The 24,337-nt window shown below is 68.6% G+C and carries 22 protein-coding genes; 4 read left to right on the top strand and 18 right to left on the bottom strand.

The window, feature by feature from the left end:
* Positions 1–61 precede the first annotated feature (61 nt).
* Positions 62–1,057: a WD40 repeat domain-containing protein gene (locus tag ACTIFS_RS06060; protein ID WP_439573164.1), complete on the bottom strand. Its 996-nt coding sequence runs from the start codon at positions 1,055–1,057 to the stop codon at positions 62–64.
* Between the two features lie 106 nt (positions 1,058–1,163).
* Here ACTIFS_RS06060 and ACTIFS_RS06055 point away from each other — a divergent pair, with 106 nt between their 5' ends.
* The 3 genes from ACTIFS_RS06055 (at position 1,164) to ACTIFS_RS06045 (ending at position 4,806) form a co-directional block, all read left to right on the top strand.
* Positions 1,164–1,790, top strand: a complete 627-nt coding sequence (locus tag ACTIFS_RS06055) for a histidine phosphatase family protein (protein ID WP_439573163.1) — start codon at positions 1,164–1,166, stop codon at positions 1,788–1,790.
* A 152-nt stretch (positions 1,791–1,942) separates the two neighbouring features.
* Positions 1,943–3,118, top strand: a complete 1,176-nt coding sequence (locus tag ACTIFS_RS06050) for an NAD(P)/FAD-dependent oxidoreductase (RefSeq protein WP_439573162.1) — start codon at positions 1,943–1,945, stop codon at positions 3,116–3,118.
* Positions 3,119–3,399: 281 nt separating this feature from the next.
* Complete coding sequence (locus ACTIFS_RS06045) at positions 3,400–4,806, top strand: PAS domain-containing protein (protein WP_439573161.1); 1,407 nt, start codon at positions 3,400–3,402, stop codon at positions 4,804–4,806.
* Positions 4,807–4,827: 21 nt separating this feature from the next.
* On the opposite strand, the gene ACTIFS_RS06040 is transcribed toward ACTIFS_RS06045, so the two are convergent.
* The 17 genes from ACTIFS_RS06040 to ACTIFS_RS05960 form a co-directional block, all read right to left on the bottom strand.
* On the bottom strand, positions 4,828–5,139 hold the full coding sequence (locus ACTIFS_RS06040) for a helix-turn-helix domain-containing protein (protein ID WP_439573160.1): 312 nt from the start codon (positions 5,137–5,139) through the stop codon (positions 4,828–4,830).
* Between the two features lie 31 nt (positions 5,140–5,170).
* Positions 5,171–5,452, bottom strand: coding sequence for a BrnT family toxin (locus tag ACTIFS_RS06035; protein WP_439573159.1), 282 nt, complete (start codon positions 5,450–5,452; stop codon positions 5,171–5,173).
* 59 nt (positions 5,453–5,511) lie between these two features.
* Entirely contained in the window at positions 5,512–6,093 is a 582-nt protein-coding gene (locus ACTIFS_RS06030; RefSeq protein ID WP_439573158.1) for an amino acid synthesis family protein, read from the bottom strand.
* Positions 6,090–6,953 (bottom strand): UPF0280 family protein, encoded by an 864-nt coding sequence (locus tag ACTIFS_RS06025; protein WP_439573157.1) that lies wholly within the window; start codon positions 6,951–6,953, stop codon positions 6,090–6,092. The genes ACTIFS_RS06030 and ACTIFS_RS06025 overlap by 4 nt, the downstream gene beginning before the upstream one ends.
* A 213-nt stretch (positions 6,954–7,166) precedes the next feature.
* Complete coding sequence (locus tag ACTIFS_RS06020; protein ID WP_439573156.1) at positions 7,167–7,619, bottom strand: MarR family winged helix-turn-helix transcriptional regulator; 453 nt, start codon at positions 7,617–7,619, stop codon at positions 7,167–7,169.
* Positions 7,616–9,124, bottom strand: coding sequence for a 6-hydroxynicotinate reductase (locus ACTIFS_RS06015; RefSeq protein ID WP_439573155.1), 1,509 nt, complete (start codon positions 9,122–9,124; stop codon positions 7,616–7,618). The genes ACTIFS_RS06020 and ACTIFS_RS06015 overlap by 4 nt, the downstream gene beginning before the upstream one ends.
* A gap of 196 nt (positions 9,125–9,320) precedes the next feature.
* Positions 9,321–12,134, bottom strand: coding sequence for a molybdopterin-dependent oxidoreductase (locus ACTIFS_RS06010; protein ID WP_439573154.1), 2,814 nt, complete (start codon positions 12,132–12,134; stop codon positions 9,321–9,323).
* A complete protein-coding gene (locus ACTIFS_RS06005; protein WP_439573153.1) occupies positions 12,134–13,000 on the bottom strand; it encodes an FAD binding domain-containing protein in 867 nt (288 codons plus the stop codon). Before ACTIFS_RS06005 ends, ACTIFS_RS06010 begins: the two co-directional genes overlap by 1 nt.
* Before the next feature lie 235 nt (positions 13,001–13,235).
* A complete protein-coding gene (locus ACTIFS_RS06000) occupies positions 13,236–14,951 on the bottom strand; it encodes a hydantoinase B/oxoprolinase family protein (protein WP_439573152.1) in 1,716 nt (571 codons plus the stop codon).
* A complete protein-coding gene (locus tag ACTIFS_RS05995) occupies positions 14,948–16,987 on the bottom strand; it encodes a hydantoinase/oxoprolinase family protein (protein ID WP_439573151.1) in 2,040 nt (679 codons plus the stop codon). Before ACTIFS_RS05995 ends, ACTIFS_RS06000 begins: the two co-directional genes overlap by 4 nt.
* Before the next feature lie 64 nt (positions 16,988–17,051).
* Positions 17,052–17,780 (bottom strand): ABC transporter ATP-binding protein, encoded by a 729-nt coding sequence (locus ACTIFS_RS05990; RefSeq protein ID WP_439573150.1) that lies wholly within the window; start codon positions 17,778–17,780, stop codon positions 17,052–17,054.
* The gene (locus ACTIFS_RS05985) at positions 17,780–18,574 is read right to left on the bottom strand and encodes an ABC transporter ATP-binding protein (RefSeq protein WP_439573149.1); all 795 of its coding nucleotides are present in this window, start codon (positions 18,572–18,574) and stop codon (positions 17,780–17,782) included. The genes ACTIFS_RS05990 and ACTIFS_RS05985 overlap by 1 nt, the downstream gene beginning before the upstream one ends.
* Positions 18,571–20,484: an ABC transporter permease gene (locus tag ACTIFS_RS05980; protein WP_439573148.1), complete on the bottom strand. Its 1,914-nt coding sequence runs from the start codon at positions 20,482–20,484 to the stop codon at positions 18,571–18,573. The genes ACTIFS_RS05985 and ACTIFS_RS05980 overlap by 4 nt, the downstream gene beginning before the upstream one ends.
* A 121-nt stretch (positions 20,485–20,605) precedes the next feature.
* Complete coding sequence (locus ACTIFS_RS05975) at positions 20,606–21,832, bottom strand: ABC transporter substrate-binding protein (protein WP_439573147.1); 1,227 nt, start codon at positions 21,830–21,832, stop codon at positions 20,606–20,608.
* A gap of 206 nt (positions 21,833–22,038) precedes the next feature.
* Positions 22,039–23,049 carry an asparaginase gene (locus tag ACTIFS_RS05970; RefSeq protein ID WP_439573146.1) on the bottom strand — a complete coding sequence of 337 codons (1,011 nt, stop codon included), beginning with the start codon at positions 23,047–23,049 and terminating at the stop codon, positions 22,039–22,041.
* A 55-nt stretch (positions 23,050–23,104) separates the two neighbouring features.
* Complete coding sequence (locus ACTIFS_RS05965) at positions 23,105–23,347, bottom strand: hypothetical protein (protein ID WP_439573145.1); 243 nt, start codon at positions 23,345–23,347, stop codon at positions 23,105–23,107.
* A gap of 97 nt (positions 23,348–23,444) precedes the next feature.
* Positions 23,445–23,702 (bottom strand): DUF6356 family protein, encoded by a 258-nt coding sequence (locus ACTIFS_RS05960; protein WP_439573144.1) that lies wholly within the window; start codon positions 23,700–23,702, stop codon positions 23,445–23,447.
* Between the two features lie 130 nt (positions 23,703–23,832).
* Here ACTIFS_RS05960 and ACTIFS_RS05955 point away from each other — a divergent pair, with 130 nt between their 5' ends.
* Positions 23,833–24,309 carry an Lrp/AsnC family transcriptional regulator gene (locus ACTIFS_RS05955; RefSeq protein WP_439573143.1) on the top strand — a complete coding sequence of 159 codons (477 nt, stop codon included), beginning with the start codon at positions 23,833–23,835 and terminating at the stop codon, positions 24,307–24,309.
* Positions 24,310–24,337: the final 28 nt, after the last annotated feature.

Here is a 24,337-nt window from a genome sequence, read left to right as displayed (position 1 = left end):
CGCAGCCGAGGCCGGTCGGCGGACCGGCAATGTCCCGCCGGTCGATGGACTGGCGCCCGGTCTAGAGCGCCGCGATCCCTGCAGCGCCTGAGTCCGTGCCGAACAGGAACCCCTTGCCGTCGGCGCGCCAGGCCATGGCGGTCACCGCATCGCCGTCTGGCTCGCGCAGCAGGATCTCGGCGCCATCCTCGATGCGGGTCAGCAGGATGAGCCCGTCGGCAAAGCCAACCGCCACCACCGGCGACGAGGGATGGGCCGCGACCTGGGTCACCTTGATCCCGGCCTTGGCCGCGGGTGCGATCATGGTCGGACTGGCGCCCATCGGGCCGTTCTTGCCGGTGAACGGCCAGAGGATGGCTTCGGCCGCGCCCGAGGTGGCGAGGAACTTTCCGCCCTGGGTCCAGGAGAAGGAGCGGACCTTGCCCGGATAGCCGGACATGCGCATGTGCTGGCCGTCCTCGAGCCGCCAGCCGTGGAGCTGCGGCTCCTGCATGGTAGTGACGACGAAGCGCTGGTCGGCGCTCACCGTGACACCGAGATGCGAGCCCTTCCATTCGAGCTTCTGCGGCTCGCCGGCAATGTTCGGATACCAGAGCGTCACGCCGTTATAGTGGGCAACGGCCAGGCGATGCCCCTTGGGGAAGAAGGCCAGGCCGCCGACCGCGGAGGGCAGGCTCAGCATGCGCGGCTCGCCCTTGGCCTGACTGGCGAAGGCCTTGCGGCCCGCGCTCCAGGCAAAGGCGCCGTTCGGGCCGAGCGCCACCCTGTCGACCCAGGTGCCGCCGGTGTCGTGCAGGATCTCCGGCTTCATGCCGGGCGCGAGGCGCACCAGCCGGCCATCGTCGCCGCCGGACAACAGCACCTTGCCATCGCTCGCCGTATCCAGCACGCCGCCGTCGTGGAGCGTCACGCGGCTGTCGCCGTCCGCGGTCACCACAGCCTCGCCGGACGCCAGCACGAGGACACCGGATTCGCCGAGGAAATGCGCGGCCACGGCGCTCTCGCCGGCTTCGATGCCACGGATGCGGTCGCGGAGGGAGGGGCGGGCGTTCGACATGAGGCCTTGCTAGCCGAACAGGCCGGCGAAGGCGAGAGGTGCGCCGCAACGCCCCTTTGACATCGCGCCGCGTCTCGTTCATCCCAGCGCCCGAAGGAGAACCATCTTGGCCACCGGAACACCGACCCAGGTCGCCCCGACCCTCGGCTATGACGCCATCCTCGACCTTAGCCGGACCGTGCCGTTCCGGCCGCGGCTAAGCCGCTTCATCTTCCTCCGGCACGGGGAGACGGAGGGCAACCGAAAGGGCATCTACCAGTTCCCCGAGACGCCGCTCAACCCGGCCGGCGAGGCCCAGGCGGCGGAGGCCGCCTCGATCCTGGCGCTTGCCTCGCTGAAGCGGGTGGTGGCGAGCCCGATGATGCGCGCCTGGCGCACGGCTGCCGTCGTCACCGATGGCCGCGACATGCTCCCGGAACCGGACGGCGCCCTGCAGGAGCGCCTCTATATGGGGCTGTTCGGCACGCCGGTCGGCTCGCTCGACTGGCGGCAGGACCCGCCGGCCTGCGAGACCCTGGAAACCTTCGTCCATCGCACCGGCCATGCCCTGTCGCGCTGGCTGTCGCTGGAGGACGATCCGGACGGCGACCTGCTCATCGTCTCGCATGGCGGCGTGCTGCTGGTTCTGGCAGCCCTCACCGGTGTCGATGTCGGCACCGAACTGCGCCGCAACGCGACGCCCATCCTGTTTACCCGCTCCAGCGCCGGCTGGGAGGCCGCGGCGGCGGGTTAATGGGATCGGCGAGGGAAACTTCTTCCCGCCTTCTGCGTTGACAACCCGGCTCCGTGGTGTGGCCGGCATCGCTGCCGGCCCGGAGCCGGTGCGAGGCGTATCTCATGGCTGCAACGCGGGGACGGGACCTGCGAACCGGGCGGTCTCCGTGGATGTCCCGGCCACTGGCCGCAATACCCTGCGCGCCCTTGCGCCGCGACGTCGACACCGACGTCGTCGTGGTCGGTGCCGGCATCTCGGGTGCCATGGTGGCCGAAGCGCTCGGCGAGGCCGGCCTGAAGGTCGTGATCATGGACCGGCGCGGCCCCCTGCTGGGATCGACGCCGGCATCGACCGCGCTGCTGCAATACGAGATCGACACGCCCCTCAGCGAACTGGCCGAGCGCATCGGCCTTGACCGCGCCGAGCGGATCTGGCGCCGCTCCAAGCTGGCGCTCGATGCCTTGCGCGAGCGCGCCGATCGCCTGGCGATATCGGCCGACCTCGCGATCCGTGACACGCTCTATCTCGAAGGCAATGGCCTCGACGCAGACGGATTGGCACGCGAGGCGGAGGCCCGCAGGCGCGCAGGCTTCGAGGTCTCCCTCCTGACCGGGGCCGAGGTCGGCGAACGTTATGGCCTCGACCGGCGCGCGGCCATTCTCGGCCACGGGAACCTTGCGGCCGATCCGCGCCGGCTGGCGGCCGGGTTCCTGCGGGCCGCACTCGATCGCGGCGCGCGGCTTCATGCGCCGACGGAGGTGGTCAAGGTCGAACCGGGTGAAGGAACGGTCTCCGCGATCACCGGAGAAGGCCCGGTCGTCACGGCCCGAACGCTGGTCTTCGCCACCGGCTACGAACTGCCGCATGGCGTGCCGCGCAAGGGTCACCGCATCGTCTCGACCTATTGCCTGGCCACCCGGCCCCAGCTACGCGCGGTGCCGAAGGCCCTGCCGTTCATCTGGGAGGCCTCCGAACCCTATCTCTACCTGCGAAGCGATCCGTCCGGGCGCATCATCTGCGGCGGCGAGGACGAGGACTTCGTCGACGAGGAACGGCGCGACGCCCTGCTGGCTGAGAAGGTCGAGGTCATCCGCGCCAAGCTGTCGAAGCTGATGCCGGCTATCGACACCGAGGCCGACTACGCCTGGTGCGGCAGCTTCGGCGCCTCCCGCACGGGGACACCCTCGATCGGATCGGTTCCAAATCTTGCCGGCTGCTATGCGGTGCTGGGCTATGGCGGCAACGGCATCACCTTCTCGATGATGGCCTCGCAGATCCTGCGCGGCCTCATCACCGGCCGGGGCGACCCCGATAGCGCGCTTTTCTCGTTCCGGCGGGCCTTCTGAGGCTTTGGTGCGCGCAGGCGCACGATTGTCCCGGCGGCCACAGTCGTTGCAAAAGATGCATTCGCTGCAAAAGACAGATGCGTTGCAAACGCCACATTCTCTACAAAAGACACAATCGTTGCAAAAGACACATCGGGTCCAGGGTCACCATGCTATGCGGGCAGGCTGTGCTCGCTGGGAGCGACCCGGTTGCGTTGCCCATCGGGCAGGCCGGTCAGGATGGATGGCAGACGTCGCGCATGGATACACGGATTCAGGCCGGCCCGGAGCCGAGGCCACTCATGACGTCTTCGGTTGCCCTGGCCCTGCCGGACAGCCGCGACTTTCTGCGCTCGGTGCTGGAGGCCTCCGTTGACTGCATCAAGCTGGTCGAACTGGACGGCCGCCTGAGCTTCATGAACACCAACGGCCTGTGCCTGATGGAGATCGACGATTTCTCCCAGGTTGCGGGCGTTCCCTGGTGGGACCTCTGGCCTGATGAATCGGCCGATCAGGTGCGGGCCGCGGTGGAGGCGGGACGCCAGGGCCGCCCCACCCGGTTCGAAGCCTGTTGCCCCACCGCCAAGGGCACGCTGCGCTGGTGGGATGTCTCCGTGGCACCCATCTTCGACGAAGAGGGCACGGTTTCGCGGCTGTCGACCATCTCGCGCGACATCAGCGAGCGGAAATCGGCGGAGTGGACGCTGGCGGCGGCACGCGCCGACCTTCTCGATCACCAGCAGCGCCTGCAGGCCATCGTCAACTCGATCGACCAGATGATCTGGTCGACGCAGCCGGACGGCTACCACGATTACTACAATCACCGCTGGTACGAGTTCACCGGCGTGCCAGCCGGCTCGACCGATGGCGAGGCCTGGAACGGCATGTTCCATCCCGACGATCAGGAACGGGCGTGGGAAACCTGGCGTCGCTGCCTTGCGACCGGCGAGCCCTACCACATCGAATACCGCCTGCGACATCATTCCGGGCAGTACCGGTGGGTGATCGGCCGCGCCCAGCCGGTCCGGTGCCCTGACGGGCAGATCGTACGCTGGTACGGGACCTGCACCGATGTGCACGAGCTGAAGGTGTCGCAGGAGCAGCGCGAACTCATCGCGCAGGAACTCGCGCACCGCATCAAGAACATCTTTGCCGTGGTCGGCGCCATCGTCACGCTGTCGAGCCGCAGTTTCCCCGAGGCGCGACCCTATGCCGAGGGCATTCGCGGCCGGATCGATGCGCTCGGTCGGGCCCATCGCTACGTGATGCCCGATCCGGCCGGCGACCCTGGCAGCCGGGAGCCGGGCACCATCCGCGGCGTGTTGCGTGAACTGCTCAGCCCCTACGAGGCGCACGGCACGGACCGGTTCTCCCTCGAGGGAGAGGACCCGGCGATCGGCCAGCGCACGGCGACCGGTCTTGCGCTGATCGTCCACGAACTGGCGACCAACGCTTCGAAATATGGTGCGCTGTCTGCGCCGGCCGGCCATGTCCGGATCGCAATCGGGACCGCAGGCGATGCCTTGCGGATCGTCTGGACCGAAACGGGCGGCCCCCGCATCGCGGCGGCGCCCAAGCATACCGGGTTCGGAACGATGCTGTCGCAGCGCGTTGCAGCCAGCCAGCTCGGTCTGACCGTGGTCCATGACTGGAACCCGGAAGGCCTGGTTGTGTCGATGGAAATGCCGCTCGGTCAGCTCGCGCAGTGACGCCCGGCCGCCGCCGGCCCGCTAGGAAGCCAGCGCCCGGTCGACGGCTTCCCGCTCGGTCTCGATGACGGTGATATAGGCGAGGAAGGCGCTGTCGGGCATGGTGCGTCCCTGCTCGATGTCGCGCAGCCGTCCGAGATTGATGCGATAGCGCGCGGCGAATTCCGGCTGGCTGAGGCCGATCGACCGGCGCAGGAGGCGCACGCGCCGGCCGGTGACGCCGCGGTCGAGTTCCTCCTCGGTCGATGGCGGATTGTCAGGATCGTCGATCGCGTTCTGCTCGATCTCCTCCGGCGTCATGGCGTCCAGACGAGCGCGGGTCTCGGCCGACATCCTCGGGGGATTTATCGGGTCAACGATCAGCCTAGCCTTGACCATAGCGTCGCTCCTCCGTCCGATTGGCGCGCCTTGCGGAGATGATCCAGTGGTTCGAGCCGCGCCGCGTGTAGACGACCGTCATCAGCCGCCCATCGTAGTTGCCAACCGTCTTTCTTCGGTCCTCACCGTCCAACGCCCGCGTGACGTCAAAATCAATCCGTTCGGGATCGGCAAAAACATCAACGGCCTCATGAAAGCTGAAGCCGTGCTTCTTCAGGTTCGAAGCAGCCTTGCCGTCATGCCAGTCAAAGGCGAGCGATGAAACCATAACATATCATGCGGAATTTCCGCATGATATGCAACTATTGCGGGCGTCCAGGGTTCAGCTCACCTTTGCCCGTCGCGCTTGGAAATGCCCTCCTGGGTCAGTCCGCCCATGCGCGGATGCGGGCGCCCGCCGGTGGTCATGGCGAGCGCGAAAAGGATCTCGTCGGGCTTCGGGGCGTCCTGCACCATCAGCGTCACGCCGTCGAAATGCGAGCGGACATAGGCCGCGTTGCGGTGGTGGATCGGCACGTCCAGGATGGCCCCCATCGGGCCGACCTTGGTCATGGACGGCACGATGGACAGAGCCTCGCCGAGCAGTTCGCGCATGGCATAGCCGCCGGGCACATGCCAGAGCGCGCCATGCTCAAGCTCCCCGGCCGCGCCGACCAGCGAGCCCTTGCCATAGGCCTCGATCGCGGCCGTATCGCCGCCGAGCGCAGCCAGCAGCTTCGTCGAGCATTCGAGGCCGAGTGGCTTCAGCGCGTCCATCATCGGCTGGATGTCCTCGACATAGCGGCCGGCGAACGGGTTCCTCAGCACCACGGCGACCCAGCCCTTGAGGATCGGCCTGTCGAGCTTCGGCCCGCCATCGTGGCGGACCTCCTCCACGCCGGTGACGATCTTGCGCACGTCGATGGTCATTGGGTCGTCTCCCTGGGAAGTCTGGTCGATCCGAGCGTCACGGTCTCGCCGCGCAGCGTGAGGGCGCAGTCGCGGATGAGGCCGCGCAGGCGGAACTGTTCGGCCTGAACGCGGCCGGCCTCCAGCGCCGCCAGCACCGCCTCGCGCGGCAGCGGGCCGACGGCCGTGGTCACGAGATGGTCGCCGAGATCGCTGTCCGGATCGAGATCGCGGGCCGGCCGGCGTTCGATGGACGGATGGTTGATGGTGACGGCATTGGCGACAAGGGTCGCTGCCACGTCGGCAGCCGCGGCATCGCGTGCCAGCACCGTCACCGAATCGGCGATGCCCAGCGAGAAGGAGCGGCCCTGCGCGCCTGAGGTTGCGATGCCGCCGATCCGGTCGCGGTCGGTCAGCGTGATCCGGCCATTGAGGGCGGGAACGGGGCCGCGCGCAAAATCGGCCGCCACCGCAATCTCCATCGTCTCGCCCTCGGTCAGGTGGATGGCGATGTCGCCGCCGTCATTGACGAAGGCCCGGTCGAGCGGCGCGGCCTCGACCATGACCTCGAGAAGCTCGTCCGCGACCGCGCCGGCCACCGCAGCCATCGGCGTGACGAACCGTCCGCCATACGGCCGGCAGGCGGCGACCATGCGTCGCGCCACCGGGCCTTCGACCTGCGGGCGGGCACCCATCGGCTTCCTGAGTTCGGTCAGTTCGCCGGCAAGCTCCGGCAGGATCGTGGCGAACCGCACGACGACCGCCTCATAGGCGTCCCGTACGGCGGCGCTGGCCCCCCAGGCGCGCAGCACCACATCGATCGGCCCGTGCTGCAGGTGCAGCCGGTCGCCGTCGAGGCGCTGGACGGAGGGAGCGTTCATGGCCTTGTCCCCGCCATGTGTCGGAACAAGGCCAAAAGGCTGCTCCTCCCGTCACCCCCGGCGAGACCGCAGGGCGAGGGAAGGGTGGCCATCGGAATGGGTCGGCGTGGAACGGAACGGCTGGATCCGCTTGCCCTCGCTGCGCCCGGCCGGGGATGACGGGCGAGGGTTCGCCCCGGAACGCCGTGAAGGGACACCGGCCAAGCCATAGCCTCAGCCGATCCGGGCCAGCAGCGCCAGCAGCGTTTCGGCCTCCTCCTCGCTCAGCGGCTCCAGCGTGCGCGCGGTCACCTCGGGGCCGCGCCCCTTCATGGCCTCGACGATCTCGCGACCGGCCGCGGTCAGTTCCAGCACCACCAGACGTGCATCGTTGGGATCGACCGAGGGTGAGACGAGCCCGCGCTTGGAGAGCCGGCCCGCGACCCCGAACATGGTCGCGGGGTCGATGCCGACGAGGCGGCCGAGCTGGTTCTGCGATGTCGGCCCGAGATCATGCAGCTTGGCGAGCGCGGCATATTGCACCGGCGTCACCTCGAAGCCGTCCATCACCTGGTCGAAAATGGAGGTGGCGCGCTGGTGGGCGCGCCGGACCAGGAAGCCGATCTGGTCCTCGAGCACATAGGGCCTGTCCACAGGCCGGGCGCGGGCCGCGCGCTTGACTGTCATGCGTCTCGCTCCGCGAAAGGCCAGGGATTGTCGTCGCGCCAGCGGTCGATGCGGGCGCCCGGCGCCACGTCGCGCAGGATGTCGCCGATGGAGACGATATCCCCGGCATGGCCGCCGAGCTGTTCATAGAGCGTGCGCGGCAGGGTGAACTCGATCGGGGCCACGATGGCCGGCGTCGGCACATAGCCGAAGGCGTTCTTCGGCAGGCGCGTGACATCGGCCATGACGGTGATGCCGCCGCCCGGCCACAGATAGACCGGTGCGCCGCCCATGGTCACGCGCGTCTCGCCGGATGCCACCGACCGCGTCAGCAGCACGGGGTTCTCGGTGACGCCGGCCCTGAGCGAGCCGCCGGCGCCCGCCATGAACAGCACGGTGCAGAGCGAGGGCTCGCAGTTCTCGCCGATCCGGTCGACCACCTTCATCACCGCTTCGGGAATGGGTGCGGGCACCGGCACGAGATCGTCGTCCAGCTCGCAATAGAGGAAATGCTCGCCGGTGGTGGAGGTCATGAGCAGGCGCAGGCCTGGCCAGGCGGTTTCCGGATCGATCTTCTGGATGATCGACAGCGGGTCCTCGATATCGGTGCCGCCCCAGCCGATGCCGGGATTGGCGACCTGGAAATAGCGGCCGGGCGTGGACTTGCGCCCGCGCACCCGGATGCCGGCCTGTTTCATGTCCAGCACGCGCCCGGCCTGGTGCTCGGTCAGCACGCCGGTGATGTGGTCGTCCACCACGATCACCTCGTCGACATGGCCGAGCCACTGCTTGGCGAAGATGCCGACGGTCGCCGAGCCGCAGCCGACGCGCATCCGCTGTTCGGGCTTGCCGTCGACGATCGGCGCCTGGTTCGCGGCGACCACCACCTCGTGGCCGCCGTCGATGGTCAGGGTCACGGCCTCGCCCGCGCACAGCTTCAGCATGGTGTCGCAGGTGACGTTGCCCTCCTTCTTGGAGCCGCCGGTCAGGTGTCGCACACCGCCGATGGAGAGCATCTGCGAGCCGTATTCGGCGGTGGTGACATGCCCGACCTGCTCGCCATTGACACGGATCGGCGCCGCCTCCGGCCCGAGGTGCCGGTCGGTGTCGATCTTCACCTTGACGCCGCAATAGCTGAAGATGCCCTCGGTCACGACGGTGACGGTATCGACGCCCGCATGTTCGGCCGAGACGATGAACGGCGCCGGCTTGTAGTCGGGATAGGTGGTGCCGGAGCCGATTGCCGTCACGAATGTGCGCTTGGGGTCGAGAACCTGGCCGTCCCACTCGTTCTTGCCGAACTCGACCAGCCTGCCGCCGTCCTCGACCGTCTTCGCCAGCAGTACGACCGGGTCGGTGCGGACCAGTTGTCCGTTCTCGTTGGCATAGCGCGAGCAGGCTCCCGAGCGTCCCGGCCGGATGCGGCAGAGCACCGGGCAGGCATCGCAGCGCAGGATGCCGTCGCCCTCGTCGGCGCCGAACTTTTTCGAGCGTGCCGCGATGGAGAGCTGGTCAGTGGCGGTCATGGTGACCTCCGTTTCAGGAACCTTGACCGTGGCGCCCGCCCGTCGCCCCCGGCGAGGCCGAAGGCCGAGGGAAGGGGGTCCAGGCATGGAAGGGGATGAAGGATCGAAAGAGGCATAGGTCTGGATCCCCTTCCCCTCGCTGCGCTCGGCCGGGGATGACAGAAAGCGAAAGCGTGAGTGGTTGCGAGACAAACCCTCATTCCGCCGCCTCCCTCATCTGCATGGCTTCCCACAGCTTGTGCGGCAGCACCGGCACCTCGGTCATCCGCACGCCGACGGCGTGGCGGATGGCGCCGAGAATGGCCGGCGCGGTCGCCACCAGCGCCGGCTCGCCGACGCCCTTGGCGCCGAACGGGCCCTCGGGCTCCGGATCCTCGATCAGGTGGATGGCGATTTCCGGCATGTCGCCGGCGGTGGGGATCAGGTAGTCGTGCAGGTTCTCGGTGCGGCCGGGGAGATATTCCTCCATCAGCGCGAGGCCGAGGCCCTGGGCGATGCCGCCGTGGATCTGGCCCTCGGTCAGCGTCGGATTGATCGCGCGGCCGACATCGTGGGCGGCGACGATGCGCTTCACCTTCACCGTGCCGAGCAGGCGGTCGACCTCCACCTCCGCCACCTGCGCGGCAAAGCCATAGGTGGCATAGGGAATACCCTGTCCCTTCGCATCGAGCGTGGTGGTTGGCGGGTCGTATTCGCCCTCGCCGGCGAGCACGATGCCCGCCCCGTCGGCGGCCAGCGCGGCAAGGTCGATGCGCCGGCTCGCCTCGCCGTCCTCCACCACCAGCGAGGCCCCTTCCAGCTTCAGCCGGGCCGCCGGTCCGGCATTGGCGAGCGCCAGCACTTTCGCACGCAGGTCGAGGCCCGCCAGCTTGGCGGCATTGCCGGAAACGAAGGTCTGGCGCGAGGCCGAGGTCTTGCCGGCATCCAGGGTCAGGTCGGTGTCGCCGATGACGAAGTCGAAGGCGGATGTCGGCAGGCCGAGCGCGTCCGCCGCGATCTGCAGGAGCACGGTGGACGAGCCCTGACCGATATCGACGGCCCCGTTGAGGAAGGTCAGCCGGCCGTCGGCGGCCAGCGTGATGCGCATCTTCGACGGGTTGGACATGGAGGTATTGCCGCAGCCGTACCACATGCAGGCGACGCCGACGCCGCGGGCGATGCGCCCGCCCGTCGCGTTGTGCGCCCCGGCGGCCGCGACCATGGCGTCATAGTGGGCCTTCACCGCATCGAGGCACTCGGGAAGGCCGGCGGAGGCATGCAGCACCTGGCCGGTGGCGGTCCGATCGCCATGGCCGATGGCATTGAGGCGGCGGATCTGCCAGCGATCGATGCCCAGACGGGCCGCGAGGTCGTCGATCAGCGTCTCGCCGGCGAGTGCCGCCTGCGGCACGCCGAAACCGCGAAAGGCGCCGGCCGGCACCTCGTTGGTGTGGACGGCGCGGGTGCGGTTCAGCACATGGGGCACCCTGTAGGGGCCGGTCGCATGGACCGGCACGCGGTTCGCAACCGTCGGCCCCCAGGAGGCATAGGCACCGGTGTTGAAGTCGCCGGTCATCTCATAGGCGGTGAAGCGGCCCCCGGCGTCGGCGGACATCCGCGCATGGATGCGCGAGGGGTGCCGCTTGGTGGTCGAGGCCATGCTCTCGGTGCGCGAATAGACGATGCGCACCGGCCGTTTCAGGAGCCAGGCGGCGGCTGCGACCAGCGGCTGGATGGAGACGTCGAGCTTGCCGCCGAAACCGCCGCCGCAGGCGGTCGGCACGATGCGCACCTGGGCCATCGGCACGCCGACGACGCGGGCGACCTCCTCCTGGTCCATGACGGCGGCCTGCGTGCAGGCTGTCACTTCAATCCGGTCGGACGCGTCGTCCCACGCGCCTTCTTCAAGCCAACCGGGTCCCGCTTCACTCGAGCCCGCTCTCGTGCGGATGGCATAGCCCGCCTCCGGCTCGATATAGGCATGTTCGACGAAGCCGGTGCGGAACCGGCCCTCGACGGTCGCCGCTCCAAGCCGGTGGCCCTCGGCCACGTCGCCGCATTCGAGATGGCCACGGGTCAGCACGTTGTCGGGGATGCTGGCGTGCAGCGGCGCCGCGCCGTCCGCCAGCGCCGCCTCGACGCCGATCAGCGCCGGCTCGATCTCCCAGCGGATCGGCAGGTCGGCATCGGCAAGGCCTTCCACGGCCTCGCGCGTGCCGACCAGCGCCAGCACCGCCTCGCCGCGATAGCGCACGAAGCCCGGCGCCAGCACCGGCTGGTCCTTGAGGGTGGGGAAGATGCCGAAGGAGTTTTCCCCCGGAATGTCCGCGGCGGTCAGGATCGCCTCAAGGCCCGGATGAGCTGCCTTCACGGCGTCGAGGTCGCCAAGCGTGAAGCGTGCCCTCGCATGGGGAGAGCGCACGGCGCGCAGCCACAGCGCATGGGCCGGCGCAAAGTCGGCGCCGAAGCGGTCTGTGCCCCGAACCTTGGCGAGGCCGTCGGCGCGGACAATGCGCGCGCCCACCGCCTCGCCGGCTTCGGCCACCGGCGCGAAGCTGTTGGCGCCACGTGCCACCGCATCGATGGCCTCGATGATCTTGATGTAACCGGTGCACCGGCACAGGACGCCGCCGATGCCGTCCTCGATCTGCTGCCGGGACGGGTTGGGGGTCCGCGACAGGAGGTCGGCGGCCGCCATGATCATGCCGGGCGTGCAGATGCCGCACTGGGCGGCGCCGGCCGCGAGAAAGGTGGCGCGCAGCCGGCCGATCAGCGGATCGTCGGCCTCGATGGTGGTGATGGCACGGCCTTCCGCCTGCGCGGTCGCCACGAGGCAGGCGCAGACCTGCTCGCCGTCCATCAGGACGGTGCAGGCGCCGCAATCGCCGGCATCGCAGCCGATCTTGGTGCCGGTGAGCCCGAGCCCCTCGCGCAGCGTGTCGGCGAGGCTGGCAAAGGGGTTGGCGGCGACTGGCCGGTCGGCGCCATTGACCGAGAGAGTGAGGGTGGCGGGCGAGGGACGGTCGAGCATCAGGCGGCCCTCCGGGCATCGCTTGAGACAAGCGCGCCGAGCGCGTCGCGCACCAGGGCTTCGGCGGCAGCGAGGCGGTAGGCGGCCGAGGCGCGCACGTCGTCAATGGGGGTGAGGGGGGCGAAATGGCCGGGTTCGACCAGGTTCGCGGCGGTCGAAAGCGGCCGGCCGGCGAGCGCGGCCTCAAGCGCGGGCAGGCGCTGCGCCACCGCCGAGCAGGCGCCGACCGCGATGCGCGCGGCCGTGACACGGTCGGTAGCATCGGTCGCGATGACCGCCGAGACCATGGCGATGGAGATGACGAGATAGGAGCGGGCACCGAGCTTGAGAAAGACGGAGCGGGCACCGCCCAGCTTGGGCACGATCAGGGCGGTGACGATCTCGTCGGGCTTCAGCGCCGTCTGGCGATAGCCGGTGGCAAATGCGGCATAGGGCAGGGTGCGCGTGCCCGAGCGGCTGGCCAGTTCCACCCCGGCATCGAGCGCGAGCAGGTTCGGGATGCCGTCGCCGGCCGGCGAGGCGGTGACGATGTTGCCCGCGAGCGTGCCGAGATTCTGGACCTGCACGCCGCCGACCTCGCGGGCGGCGCGGCGCCAGCCGTCAAACAGGGGCGGAAGGTCGGCCCGCGCGAGGTCGCTCCAGGTTGTCAGCGCGCCGAGGCGCCAGTGGCCGGCTTCCTCCGTGATGCCCTTCAGGCCGGGCAGTCCGGAAATGTCGAGAACGTCCTTGTGAGCCGGGTCGCCCCAGGCGCGGCGGGCCGTGCGCACCGGATAGACGTCGGTGCCGCCGGCAAGGATCGTCACGTCCTGCGTCGCGCGGATGTCGAGGGCCTCGGCGAGGCTGGTCGGGCGGAAATAGCGGGTCATGGCATGGCCCATCGTGTGCAAGGCGTGAGCCCGTCGCCTGTCTCACCTCTCCCCGGCGGGGAGAGGTCGACCGAAGGTCGGGTGAGGGGGAGCGGAGACCGCAATCGGGGGATTGTTTCCCTCACCCGGCGCTCCGCGCCGACCTCTCCCCGCCGGGGAGAGGTGCGGGCGCGCAACGTCATGGGGGTGCGGGTGCGGGTGGGGCAGGGAACCGCAACCGTTCGGGAATGCCTCATCACCCCCTCCATCCCCACAGCGCCTCGGCTTGCGCCGCCGTGTAGTAGCCGCGCGAAACATCGCGGGCGATGAGCGCCGGATCGCGCTTCGCCGGGTCGCCATAGCCGCCGCCGCCCGGCGTCATCACCTCGACGCGGTCGCCGGCACGGATGGCGAGGCCCTGGTCCTTCGACAGGTGCTCGGGAATCGTCGTCTGGTCGCCCCGGTGGATCTTCACGACGTTCGGTGCGCCGTCCTTGCCGCCGAGCACGCCCGGCGGGCCGAAACGGCCGTGATCCATGACGAAGGAGGCGCGGGCCTCGCCGCGCAGCAGCTCCACCTCGTAGTGGACGCCGAAGCCGCCGCGCGCCTTGCCGGCGCCGCCCGAGCCCTCGCGCAGGGCGAAGCGGCGGAACAGCACCGGATAATATTGCTCCATCACCTCGACCGGCGCGGTCTTGGAAATGCCGATGGTCGAGCAGCCATTGGTCAGTCCGTCATGGCCGGCATTGCCGCCATAGCCGCCGCCGGTGATCTGGTACATGACATAGCCCGCGTTCTTCGCCGGATCGAACCCGCCGAGCGCGAAATTGCCGGACGTGCCGGCGGGCGCTGCCGTCACCCTGGCGGGGATCGCCTGCACCAGCGCAAGGAACACCGCTTCCGCAATACGTTGCGACACCTCGGCCGCGCAGCCGGAGACGGGGCGGGGATATTGCGCATCGAGGAAGGTGCCCTCGGGCTTGAGGATGGTCAGAGGCTCGAAGGCGCCGGAATTGATCGGCACGTCCGGGAAGATGTGCTTCACGCCGAGATAGACCGAGGAACAGGTCGTGGCGAAGACCGAGTTCATCGGCCCCTGACAGGGCGGGGACGACTCGGAAAAATCGAACTGCATCGTCTCGCCGGACTTCGTCAGCGTGAGCGCGATGCGTAGCGGCACGTTCACGACGCCGTCGGAATCGACGAAACTCTCGGACCGGTAGATGCCGTCCGGAATGGCGCGGATCTCCGCGCGCATGCGCTCGGCCGAGCGGGCCCGGATCTGAGCGATCGCCTCGTCCAGGGTCGCGGTGCCATATTTCGCAACGAGGTCCATCAGCCGGGTCTCGCCCACGAGCAAGGCCGCCGCCTGGGCCTTGATGTCGCCGATGCGCTGGTCGGCGATGCGGATGTTCGAGGAGATGATCGCGAAGATCTCGGCGTCCATCTCGCCGCGCTTGAACAGCTTCACCGGCGGCAGCCGCAGGCCCTCCTGCTCCACCTCGGTCGCATGCGCGGAAAAGCCGCCCGGCACCATGCCGCCGATATCCGGCCAGTGGCCGGTGTTCTGCAGCCAGCAGAACAGCTGACCCGCGACGAAGACGGGCTTGGCGAAGCGCACGTCCATGAGATGCGTGCCGCCCAGATAGGGGTCGTTGACGATATAGATGTCGCCGGGCTCTGGCCGCCCCGCCTTGCCCTCGCCGATCAGGCGGATGATGTGGCCGGTCGAGTGCTGCATGGTGCCGACGAAGACCGGCAGGCCGAACTCGCCTTGAGAGATCAGCGCACCGGTGTCGCGGTCGTAGATGCCGTCGGCGCGGTCATCGGCCTCGGCGATCACAGGGGAGAAGGCCGAGCGCGAGAAGGCGATGTCCATCTCGTTGCAGACCTGCTGGAGCCCGGCCTGGATGACGGCGAGGGTCAGCGCGTCGAGGGGTTTGGCTTCGGTCGGTAGGGAATGGAGGTTCATACCCTCACCCTCAGGTTGCCGATGGCATCCACCGTCGCGACCGCGCCCGGTTCGATCACCGTCGTCGCGTCGATCTGCTGCACGATGGCCGGGCCGGTGATCGCCGCCCCGACGGGAAGCGCTTCGCGCGCGTAGACCTTCGCCTCCCACCAGCGCCCATCGGCATGGACCTGCCGTTCGCCGATGACGGCCGCTTCCGCGCTGCCCTTGCGGGCGGCAGGGTCGAGCAGGGCGGAGAGCGGGAACGCCTTGCGCCTGCCGATCACCGAGGTGACGAGATTGACGAGCACCGCTCGGATTTCCGGCAGCCGCACCTGGAAGCGGTGAAAATAGGCTGCCTCGAACGCCTGCTGGATCGTCTCGCGCGTGACCTTGGGCGAGGCGAGCGGCACCCGGATGAGATGGGTCTGGCCGCGGAACTGCATGTCCGCACCGTGGATGACCACCGTCTCCTCGATCTCGGCCTTCTCTTCCTCCACCACGGCCAGCGCGCTGTCGCGCTGCGCGGTCATCAGCCGCTTCACCTCGTCCATGTCGACCTGGTCGAGCGGCCTGTTGACCGTGTTGACCCGGTCCTGCCGGAGATCGGCGACAAGGCAGCCGAGCGCGTTGGTCAGGCCGGGCCGGGCTGGCACCAGCACTTCGGGAATGCCGAGCTCGCGCGCCAGCGCCACGGCATGGAGCGGGCCTGCGCCCCCGAAGGCGAACAGGACGAAATCGCGCGGGTCGTAGCCGCGCGACAGCGACACCATGCGGATGGCGCCGGACATGTGCACGTTGCCTAGGCGGATGACGGCCGCTGCCGCCTCCTCGATGCCCATTCCAAGCGGGCTGGCGAGATCGCGCTCGAAGATGGCACGGATGTCGTCGAGCGAGACCTTGGCCTGCACGGCGGTCAGGCGGTCGGGGTCCAGCCGGCCGAGGATCAGGTTGGCGTCGGTGATGGTCGGGCGCGTGCCGCCGCGCCCGTAACAGATCGGTCCCGGCTCGGAACCGGCCGAATGCGGACCGACCTGCAGCATGCCCGCCGTGTTGACCGAGGCGATGGAGCCGCCGCCGGCGCCGACCGTGCGCACATCCACCATGGGCAGGTGGATCGGCAGGCCGTAGTCGATGGTCAGTTCCGCCGAGACCTCCGGCACGCCGCCATGGATCAGCGCAACGTCGGTGGAGGTGCCGCCCATGTCATAGGTGATGGCGTTTGTCAGGCCCGACTGGGCGAGCGTCGCCGCTGCCGCCATGACCCCCGATGCGGGTCCGGACATGACGGTCTTGGCCGCCTCGCGCGCCACCAGCGTCGCCGGCACCGTGCCGCCATTGCCGTTCATGACGAGCAGGTCGCGGGCAAAGCCCCTGGCCGACAGGTCGCCCTGCAGCCGCTGCACATAGCGGTCGAGGATCGGCTGCACGGCGGCATTCACGCTCGCCGTCGTACCACGCTCGTACTCGCGATACTCGGAGAGAAGCGCGTGGCCGAGCGTCACGTAGCCGTTCGGCCAGATGCTGGCGACGATCTCGCCGGCGCGCAGTTCATGGGCCGGATTGGCGTAGGAATGCAGGAAGTGAATGACGATCGCCTCGCAGCCGGCCGCGGCCAGCGCCTCGGCCTCCCGCCGGACCGCCGCCTCGTCGAGCGGTGTGACGACCTGCCCTTGAGCGTTCATCCGTTCCGCCACCTCGCGGCGGAACGGGCGCTCGATCAGCGGCTCGAAGGTGCCGGTCATGCCGTAGGCGCGCGGGCGTGTGCGACGCCCCAGTTCCAGGATGTCGCGGAAGCCCGCCGTCGTGATCAGTCCGACCTTCGCCACCTTGCGTTCCAGCACGGCATTTGTGGTGGCCGTGGTACCGTGGATGATGAGATCGAGGTCCGCCGGGCTCGCGCCGGCCGCCTCGATGGCCTTGACCACGCCCACCGCCTGGTTCGCCGCGCTGGTCGGCACCTTGGCAAGCTTGACGGCCACGCCCGCCCCGTCCTGCTCGGTCATGAGCAGGTCGGTGAAGGTTCCTCCCACGTCGATGCCGGCGACACGCCTCACATCTGGTCTCCGTCTTCATTCGTCCACGAACAGTCGCGGCGCGATCAGGCGCCGGCGGCTGCGATCAAACGCTCAGATAGGCTTCGCGGATCTCGTCATTGGACTCGAGATCCTCGGTCGTCCCCTCGTAGCGGATCGTGCCCTTCTCGATGACATAGGCGCGGTCCGACACGGCGGAGGCAAAGTAGAGGTTCTGCTCAGACAGCAGCACGGCGATGCCCTCGGCCTTCATGGCCAGAACGGCATCGGCCATCTGCTCGACAATGACCGGGGCGAGGCCCTCGGAGGGCTCGTCCAGCAGCACGGCGTGCGGGTTGCCCATCAGCGTGCGGGCGATGGTCAGCATCTGCTGCTCGCCGCCGGACATGGCAGCGGCGCGACGACCCTTCATCTCCGCAAGGTTCGGGAAGATCGCGAAGAGCCGATCGAGCGACCAGGGCTGCTTCTCGCCGGCTGCGGCCGCCGTCTTCCGGCCGACCTCAAGATTCTCGTAGACGGTGAGGTCGGTGAAGATGCGCCGCTCCTCCGGCACATAGCCGAGCCCGAGCCGGGCAATACGGTAGGACTGCCAGCCGGTGACGTCCTGCCCCTCGAAGGCGACGGTGCCACCGTTGGGCGGCACGATGCCCATGATCGCCTTCAGCGTCGTCGACTTGCCGGCACCGTTGCGACCCATCAGGGCGACGACCTCGCCGGATTTCAGGGCGATGTCGACGCCGAACAGCACCTGGGCATGTCCATAGGCCGCCGACAGGCCGCGCGTCTCGAGGATGGTGGTGGAGGGCGCACGCATCAGGCCACCCCCGCCGCCTGCCGGCGCGCCTTGAGGGCCGCCTGCACGCCGGTCTCGCCGAGATAGACCTGCTTGACCCGCTGGTTGGACCGCACCTCCTCCGGCGTCCCGGCGGCGATGATCTCGCCGCGCACCAGCACGAGAATGCGGTCGGCATGGGCGAAGACCGAGTCCATGTCGTGCTCGGTGAACAGCACGCCGATGCTGCGCTCGCGCGCAATGTCGTGGGTGAGTTGCATGAGCGCCGAACGCTCGCGCGGCGCCATGCCGGCGGTCGGCTCGTCCATCAGCAGCAGCTTCGGTTGGGAGGCGAGGGCGATGGCAAGTTCGACCCGCTTGACGTCGCCATAAGCCAGTTCATTGACGGGACGGTCGGCCATGTCGGCCATCCCCACACCAGCGAGGATGGCGAGCGCCGCCTCCCGGTGCAGCGCCCTGGCCATGGCGACCACCGAACGGGTCTGGCCGTGATGCGAGATGAGCGCCATCTGGACGTTTTCCGCCACGCTCATCGACACGAAGGTCTGGGCGATCTGGAAGGTGCGGCCGACACCCTTGCGCCAGATGGCGCGGGGCGGCTTGCCGGTGATGTCCTCGCCGGCCAGCGCAACGGTGCCGGCATCGGGCACGAGCTGGCCGCCCACCATGTTGAAGGTGGTCGATTTGCCCGCGCCGTTCGGCCCGATGATGGCGAGCATCTCGCCGGCAGCCAGCGTGAACGACACATCCTTGCCGGCAACCACGCCGCCGAAGCGCTTCTGCAGGTTGTCGACGACGAGCAGGGGGGCGGTCATGCCGGCTCCTTCGCAAGGACCGGCGCCTTGCCGTCCGGGGCCACGGGTCTGGCGCCGGAGCGTTCTCGGAAACCCTCGATGGCCCCGACGATGCCGCGCGGGAAGATCAGCACCATGGCGATGATCGAGGCGCCGAGGAAGAAGCGCCAGAAGTCGGTCAGCGGCATGAAGAAGTCCTTGACCGCATGGAACGCCGCGGCTCCGACCAGCGCGCCCATCACCGTCTGGATGCCGCCGGTCAGGATCATCATCAGGAAGTCGATCGACATGGCGATCGAGATCATGGTCGGGTCGATGGAGCCCTTGGAGAAGGAATAGAGCCCGCCGGCAAGCCCGGCCGCGGCGCCGGCCACGATGAAGGCAAGCCAGCGGTGCGTGCGCACGTCGATGCCGATGGCGTCCGCCCGGTTGGCCGAGTCGCGGGCCGCCCGCAGCGTGTAGCCGAAGGGCGCGTAGATGACGTGGCGCAGGGCCAGGATGGCAAGGATCGAGGTGACCGCCACCACGTAGAAATAGACCTCGCGCGCCGAGGCCCAGCGCGAGGGCCAGACACCGACGACGCCGTTGTCGCCGCCGGTCACCTCCACCCACTGGAAACAGATGGCATAGGTGATCTGGGCGAAGGCCAGCGTCAGCATGGCCAGATAGATGCCCGAGAGCCGCACGACGAAATAGCCGAACAGGGCCGCTGCGAGGCCGCCGGCGATCGGCGCGGCGACGAGGGCAAGCTCCATCGGCGCCTTCAGGGGGCCGGTGACGAGCAGGCCGGCGGCATAGGCGCCGACGCCGAAATAGGCGGCATGGCCAAAGGAGACAATGCCGCCATTGCCGATCAGGAGGTTCAGCGAGAAGGCCGCGAGCGCGAACACCATGATCTCGATGCCGACCTTCACCTTGTAGGTGTCGCCGACCAGCGGAATGAGCAGGACGATGGCGATGATCACCGCCCAGACGATCTTCTCGGTGACGTCGAAGCGCCTGAGATTGAGGATGCCCTCGGGCAACACGGCCCGGCCGGCGGCGACATCGGGCCGGCCCATCAGGCCCCACGGCTTGACCACCAGCACGGCCGCCATGAGCAGGAACACCAGCACCAGCGTGATCTTGGGGAAGATCAGGATCCCGAAGGCCTGCAGCAGGCCGATGATCAGCGCCGCGATGAAGGCACCGGGCACCGAACCCATGCCGCCGATGACGGTGACCACGAAGGCCTCGGTGATGATTGACAGGTCCATGCCGGTATTGGCGGGAATGCGCGGCACCTGCAGCGCGCCGCCGAGGCCGGCCAGGAAGGCGCCGAGGAACAGCGTGCCGGTGAACAGCATGGCCTGGTTGACGCCGAGCGCGCCGACCATCTCGCGGTCCTGGGTTGCGGCGCGGATCAGCACGCCGAAGCGCGTCTTGTGCATGATCAGCAGGAGTGCGCCCAGCACCACCGGTCCGACACAGATGAGGAACAGCTCATAGGCCGGGAACCGCTGCCCGAGGATCTCGACGCCGTGGCGCAGGCCCGGCGCGCGCGGGCCGGCAATGTCCACCGGTCCCCAAAGCTTGAGCACCACGTCCTGCACGATGAGCACGACGCCGAAGGTGGCAAGCAGTTGGAACAGTTCCGGCACCTTGTAGATGCGGCGCAGCAGCAGCACCTCCATGACCACGCCGAGAACGCCGACCACGGCCGCCGTCACCAGCACGCCGACGAAGAACAGGGCCGGCGAGCGGTCGAACTCGAAGAGCCAGGGCAGGATCGTCACCGCCAGATAGGCGCCCAGCATGTAGAAGGAGCCGTGGGCGAAGTTCACGATCCGCGTCACGCCGAACACGATCGTCAGGCCGGAAGCGATGACGAACAGCGCCGAGGCGCTGGCCAATCCCGACAGGGCCTGGATGACGACGAAGGAGAGGTCCATGGGGTCGTGGCTCTCGGTGGCTGGCTTCGGGGCGCACGGCAGGAGCGGTTCGCCGCGGCTGCGGCGCTCCGGTGGGCGGTGGCCCGGGCCTGGAGCCCGGGCCGGTCCTGGATGAAAGGCTTCAGGCCTTGCGCGCGGCGCGCACCTCGGCCTCCGGGAACATGTAGTCGGCGCCGTCGGCATAGCGCCAGTTCTTCATCGTGCCGGCCTTGCCCTTCAGCGTGGTCTCGCCCACCCAGGCGCCGAGGGTCGACTGCTGGTCGACCTCGCGCATGGTCACCGGTCCGCAGATCGTGTCGCTCTTCAGGCCCTTGAGGGCGGCGATCATCGCCTCCGTCTCGGTGGAGCGCGACTTGTTGAGCATGTCGCGGATCATGTAGACGACCACGTAGCCGAGCAGCGAGCCGAGCCGCGGCGTGTCGTTGAAGCGCGCGCGATAGGCATCGACAAAGGCCTTGTGGGGCGCCGCGTCGATCTGCTCCCAGGGATAGCCGGTGGTGATCCAGCCTTCCGGCGTCTCCTCGCCGAGCGGAATGATATATTCCGGCTCGCCGGTCAGCAGGCTGACCACGGAGCGGCGCTCGAACAGGCCGCGCGTGTTGCCCTCGCGCACGAAGGCGACGAGGTCGGCGCCGAACAGCACGTTGAAGATGCCGTCCGGCCGGGTCTGGCCGAGGGCGCCCACGGTGGCGCCGGCATCGATGCGGCCGAGCGCCGGAAACTGCTCGCCCACCACCTCGAAGCCGGGTACGGCGGCGGTCATCAGGCGCTTGAAGTTCGCGGCGGCCGACTGGCCATACTCATAGTTCGGCGCGACGATGGCCCAGCGCTTGATGCCCTTGGCCTTGACCGCATCCACCAGCATGCGGGTCTGCATGTAGGTGTTGGGCCGCACGCGGAAGGTGAAACGGTTGCCGCTCGCCATGGTCAGCGCGTCGGTCAGCGGCTCGGTGGCCAGGAACAGCGTCTTGCGCTGGTTGGCGAAGTCCGCGACGGCGAGGCCGACATTCGACAGGAAGGTGCCGCACAGGAACGACACGTTCTCGCGGGTGAGCAGTTCCTCGGCGACGCGCACGGCATCGCCCGGCGTCGAGCCGTCGTCGCGGAACACCAGTTCGAGGGGCCGGCCGGCCAGGCCGGAAATGCCGCCGGCGCGGTTGATCTCGTCCTGGGCCAGCTGCATCGCGTTGCGATAGGGAACGGCAAAGGCCGCCATGCGGCTGTAGGAGTTCAGTTCGCCGACCCGGATCGGCGCGCCCTGCGCAGCCGTGGGGCCGCCGGCAAGTGCCACACCGGTCGCGGCCAGGCCGCCAACGACCGTGCGGCGGGAAAGATCGAGCTTCGTCATGAAACAACCTCCTCTGGGGAGCGGTGCGCGGAGAACCGCCGTTCTGCCTCTGGCGACGCCTCCCGCTGGATCGCTCCTCGGGAGATCATTCGTAAACGAACGATACCGCGTCACCGGACGCTGACAAGAGGCTTTTTTGGAATTTTCCGCAACTGACGATGGCGTTTCGCGACAGCATCGGTCGCATGCCCGAAAAGCGTGACGGATCAGGCACGTAGCGGGCCGGCGGGGCGGATGCGTCCGACCGTGATGCCGTTCCAGTTCTTCTGCACCGGCATCAGGAAGCGCGCGAAATCCTCAGTGTCTGCCTCGTCCATGGGCAGGAAGCGGGCGATCAGGGCGGCCATGATGACCTCGGCCGCGCGGCCCGTGCCATCGGCGCACTTGACCGCGATGCCGAGACCCTGGCCCGGCAGGGCGGCGCAGAACACGCCCTCCGCGCCGGTCTTCACGAAGACCTTCGGCCCGAGGAGCGTCATCACGTCGGTGCAGAAGCGGCCCGAGCCGGCCACCATGAAGGGCTCTGCGGCGCAGGCCTCGCGCAGCCTTGCCAGCACCTTCGCCCGCTCGGGGCCGACGCCCTCGCCGGTCGCCAGACGGGCGAAGGCATGGGCGAGGCGGTGGATCGGCACGGCATAGGTGGGGATCGAGCAGCCGTCGGTGCCGATCGCCGTGTCGCCGTCGAGCGGGTGGCCGGTCATCTGGCTCACCGCCTCGGCGACGAAGCGCTGCACCTCGTGGCGCACGCCGACATAGCCGGCGGGGTCGATGCCGCTGGCGCAGGCGAAGCAGACGAAGCCGGCATGCTTGCCGGAGCAATTGTTGTGCAGCGCCGAAGGCTTGCCGCCCGAGCGGGCGAGCGCCTGAGAGGCGGCGGCGGAAGACGGCCAGTGCGCGCCGCATTCGAGCGCGCGTTCGTCGAGCCCGGCCTTGGCCAGCATCCCGGCCGCCACCTCGACATGGGCCGGCTCGCCGCCATGCGAGGAACAGGCGAGGGCCAGTTCGCGGTTGCCGAAGCCGAAGCGGTCGGCCGCCCCGCTTTCGATCAGCGGCAGGGCCTGCAGCGCCTTGATGGCCGAGCGCGGATAGATCGGCCGGTCCGCCTCGCCGGCCCTGAGCACGACCTTGCCCTCGGCATCGCACACCGCGAAGGCGCCGCGATGGACGCTTTCCACGAAAGCGCCGCGAAGGACTTCGACGAGAACGGGATCGGACATTGGAGGCTGCCTCGGCTGCGCTGTCACCAGCGGCTTAGCACTCCCGGGCGGGTGGTCAAGCCAGTCCGGTCGGCCCCGGTCGCCACTCGACCTTGTGCCAGTTCGACTGGCCGCAAGCCGGACAGCGCAGCCGCCAGCGCGGCGAGCCCTTGGCCTTCCAGCGGATGCCGCCCCAATCCCAGACGCTGCGCTGATGGCCGCATTGCGCGCATCCGGTCTTCCAGCCCTCGGTTTCCTCTCTCATGGAGGCATACCAGCGGGACGGGAGCCTCGCGGCGAGCCGTTGAAAGAAGCTCATGGGTCAATCCGCGCGATCGGAGTTGGCGCAAACTGAAGCGCCCGCATTCGCAGGGGATGACGCGGGAAAGGAGCAGATGTTGCCGGACTTTTGCGCCTTACTCGGCCGCCTGAACGCCGGACTGCACTTGGCCCTGCGGTGCGGCATGCCGGGCATTCATGTCGGCGACCATCTTCTTGACGATGGTCGAGGCGGTCTTCTCGAACAGGAACGGCAGGAACGCGTGGACCAGCGCGGCGAAGGCGCAGAAGGCGAACGTGCCCGCATAGCGAAGCGCCGCGCCCATATGCTCGAAATAGCTCTCACCGACGGCATGGGGATGGGCGGTCATGGCGGTCTTGGCACGTTCGATCATGGCGGGCTCCACGGAAGGCCGATGTGATGGGACATCGTAACGCGGAACGAACGGGACAAAGTCCCAAAAGCGAATCTGATTTCCGAGAAATGGTGGACAATCGTCCAGTCTGAGATATTTTTGTGGGACGATGTCCCGTATTCTCTCCATTGATTCGATCGACAAGACCCTGCTCCGCCTGGTGCAGGAGGATGCGAGCCTGTCCATCGAGCAGCTGGCAGAGCGCGTGAACCTGTCGCGCAATGCCTGCTGGCGGCGGCTGAAGCGGCTGGAGGACGAAGGTGTCATCCGCGCCCGTGTCGCGCTGGCCGATCCGGTGAAGCTGAACCTCGAGCTGACCGTGTTCATCGCGGTCAGGACTGCCCGCCACGAGGCCGACTGGGCCGAACGGTTCCACAAGGCGGTGCAGGACATTCCGGAACTGCTCGGTGTCTATCGCACCGCCGGCGAGATCGACTACATCCTCCACGCCCGCGTTCCGAATGTTGCGGCCTATGACCGCCTCTACAAGAAGCTTACCGCCCGCATCGAGATGCAGGACGTGTCGGCGAGCTTCGTGATGGAGGAGATCAAGGAGGTCACCGCCCTGCCGCTCGATTTCGTGTGAGGGGAGGAGGGTCCTCTCCCGCGTTGCC

Source organism: Phreatobacter sp. (assembly GCF_051860605.1).
Classification (GTDB): Bacteria; Pseudomonadota; Alphaproteobacteria; order Rhizobiales; family Phreatobacteraceae; genus Phreatobacter.
This window is presented reverse-complemented; position numbering and strand designations above follow the sequence as displayed.

Coding starts and splice junctions, on each gene's coding strand:
- ACTIFS_RS06060 (WP_439573164.1), bottom strand. CDS start 1,057: ATGTCGAACGCCCGCCCCTCCCTCCGCGACCGCATCCGTGGCATCGAA.
- ACTIFS_RS06050 (WP_439573162.1), top strand. CDS start 1,943: ATGTCCCGGCCACTGGCCGCAATACCCTGCGCGCCCTTGCGCCGCGAC.
- ACTIFS_RS06045 (WP_439573161.1), top strand. CDS start 3,400: ATGACGTCTTCGGTTGCCCTGGCCCTGCCGGACAGCCGCGACTTTCTG.
- ACTIFS_RS06040 (WP_439573160.1), bottom strand. CDS start 5,139: ATGTCGGCCGAGACCCGCGCTCGTCTGGACGCCATGACGCCGGAGGAG.
- ACTIFS_RS06035 (WP_439573159.1), bottom strand. CDS start 5,452: ATGGTTTCATCGCTCGCCTTTGACTGGCATGACGGCAAGGCTGCTTCG.
- ACTIFS_RS06030 (WP_439573158.1), bottom strand. CDS start 6,093: ATGACCATCGACGTGCGCAAGATCGTCACCGGCGTGGAGGAGGTCCGC.
- ACTIFS_RS06025 (WP_439573157.1), bottom strand. CDS start 6,953: ATGAACGCTCCCTCCGTCCAGCGCCTCGACGGCGACCGGCTGCACCTG.
- ACTIFS_RS06020 (WP_439573156.1), bottom strand. CDS start 7,619: ATGACAGTCAAGCGCGCGGCCCGCGCCCGGCCTGTGGACAGGCCCTAT.
- ACTIFS_RS06015 (WP_439573155.1), bottom strand. CDS start 9,124: ATGACCGCCACTGACCAGCTCTCCATCGCGGCACGCTCGAAAAAGTTC.
- ACTIFS_RS06010 (WP_439573154.1), bottom strand. CDS start 12,134: ATGCTCGACCGTCCCTCGCCCGCCACCCTCACTCTCTCGGTCAATGGC.
- ACTIFS_RS06005 (WP_439573153.1), bottom strand. CDS start 13,000: ATGACCCGCTATTTCCGCCCGACCAGCCTCGCCGAGGCCCTCGACATC.
- ACTIFS_RS06000 (WP_439573152.1), bottom strand. CDS start 14,951: ATGAACCTCCATTCCCTACCGACCGAAGCCAAACCCCTCGACGCGCTG.
- ACTIFS_RS05990 (WP_439573150.1), bottom strand. CDS start 17,780: ATGCGTGCGCCCTCCACCACCATCCTCGAGACGCGCGGCCTGTCGGCG.
- ACTIFS_RS05985 (WP_439573149.1), bottom strand. CDS start 18,574: ATGACCGCCCCCCTGCTCGTCGTCGACAACCTGCAGAAGCGCTTCGGC.
- ACTIFS_RS05980 (WP_439573148.1), bottom strand. CDS start 20,484: ATGGACCTCTCCTTCGTCGTCATCCAGGCCCTGTCGGGATTGGCCAGC.
- ACTIFS_RS05975 (WP_439573147.1), bottom strand. CDS start 21,832: ATGACGAAGCTCGATCTTTCCCGCCGCACGGTCGTTGGCGGCCTGGCC.
- ACTIFS_RS05970 (WP_439573146.1), bottom strand. CDS start 23,049: ATGTCCGATCCCGTTCTCGTCGAAGTCCTTCGCGGCGCTTTCGTGGAA.
- ACTIFS_RS05965 (WP_439573145.1), bottom strand. CDS start 23,347: ATGAGCTTCTTTCAACGGCTCGCCGCGAGGCTCCCGTCCCGCTGGTAT.
- ACTIFS_RS05960 (WP_439573144.1), bottom strand. CDS start 23,702: ATGATCGAACGTGCCAAGACCGCCATGACCGCCCATCCCCATGCCGTC.
- ACTIFS_RS05955 (WP_439573143.1), top strand. CDS start 23,833: ATGTCCCGTATTCTCTCCATTGATTCGATCGACAAGACCCTGCTCCGC.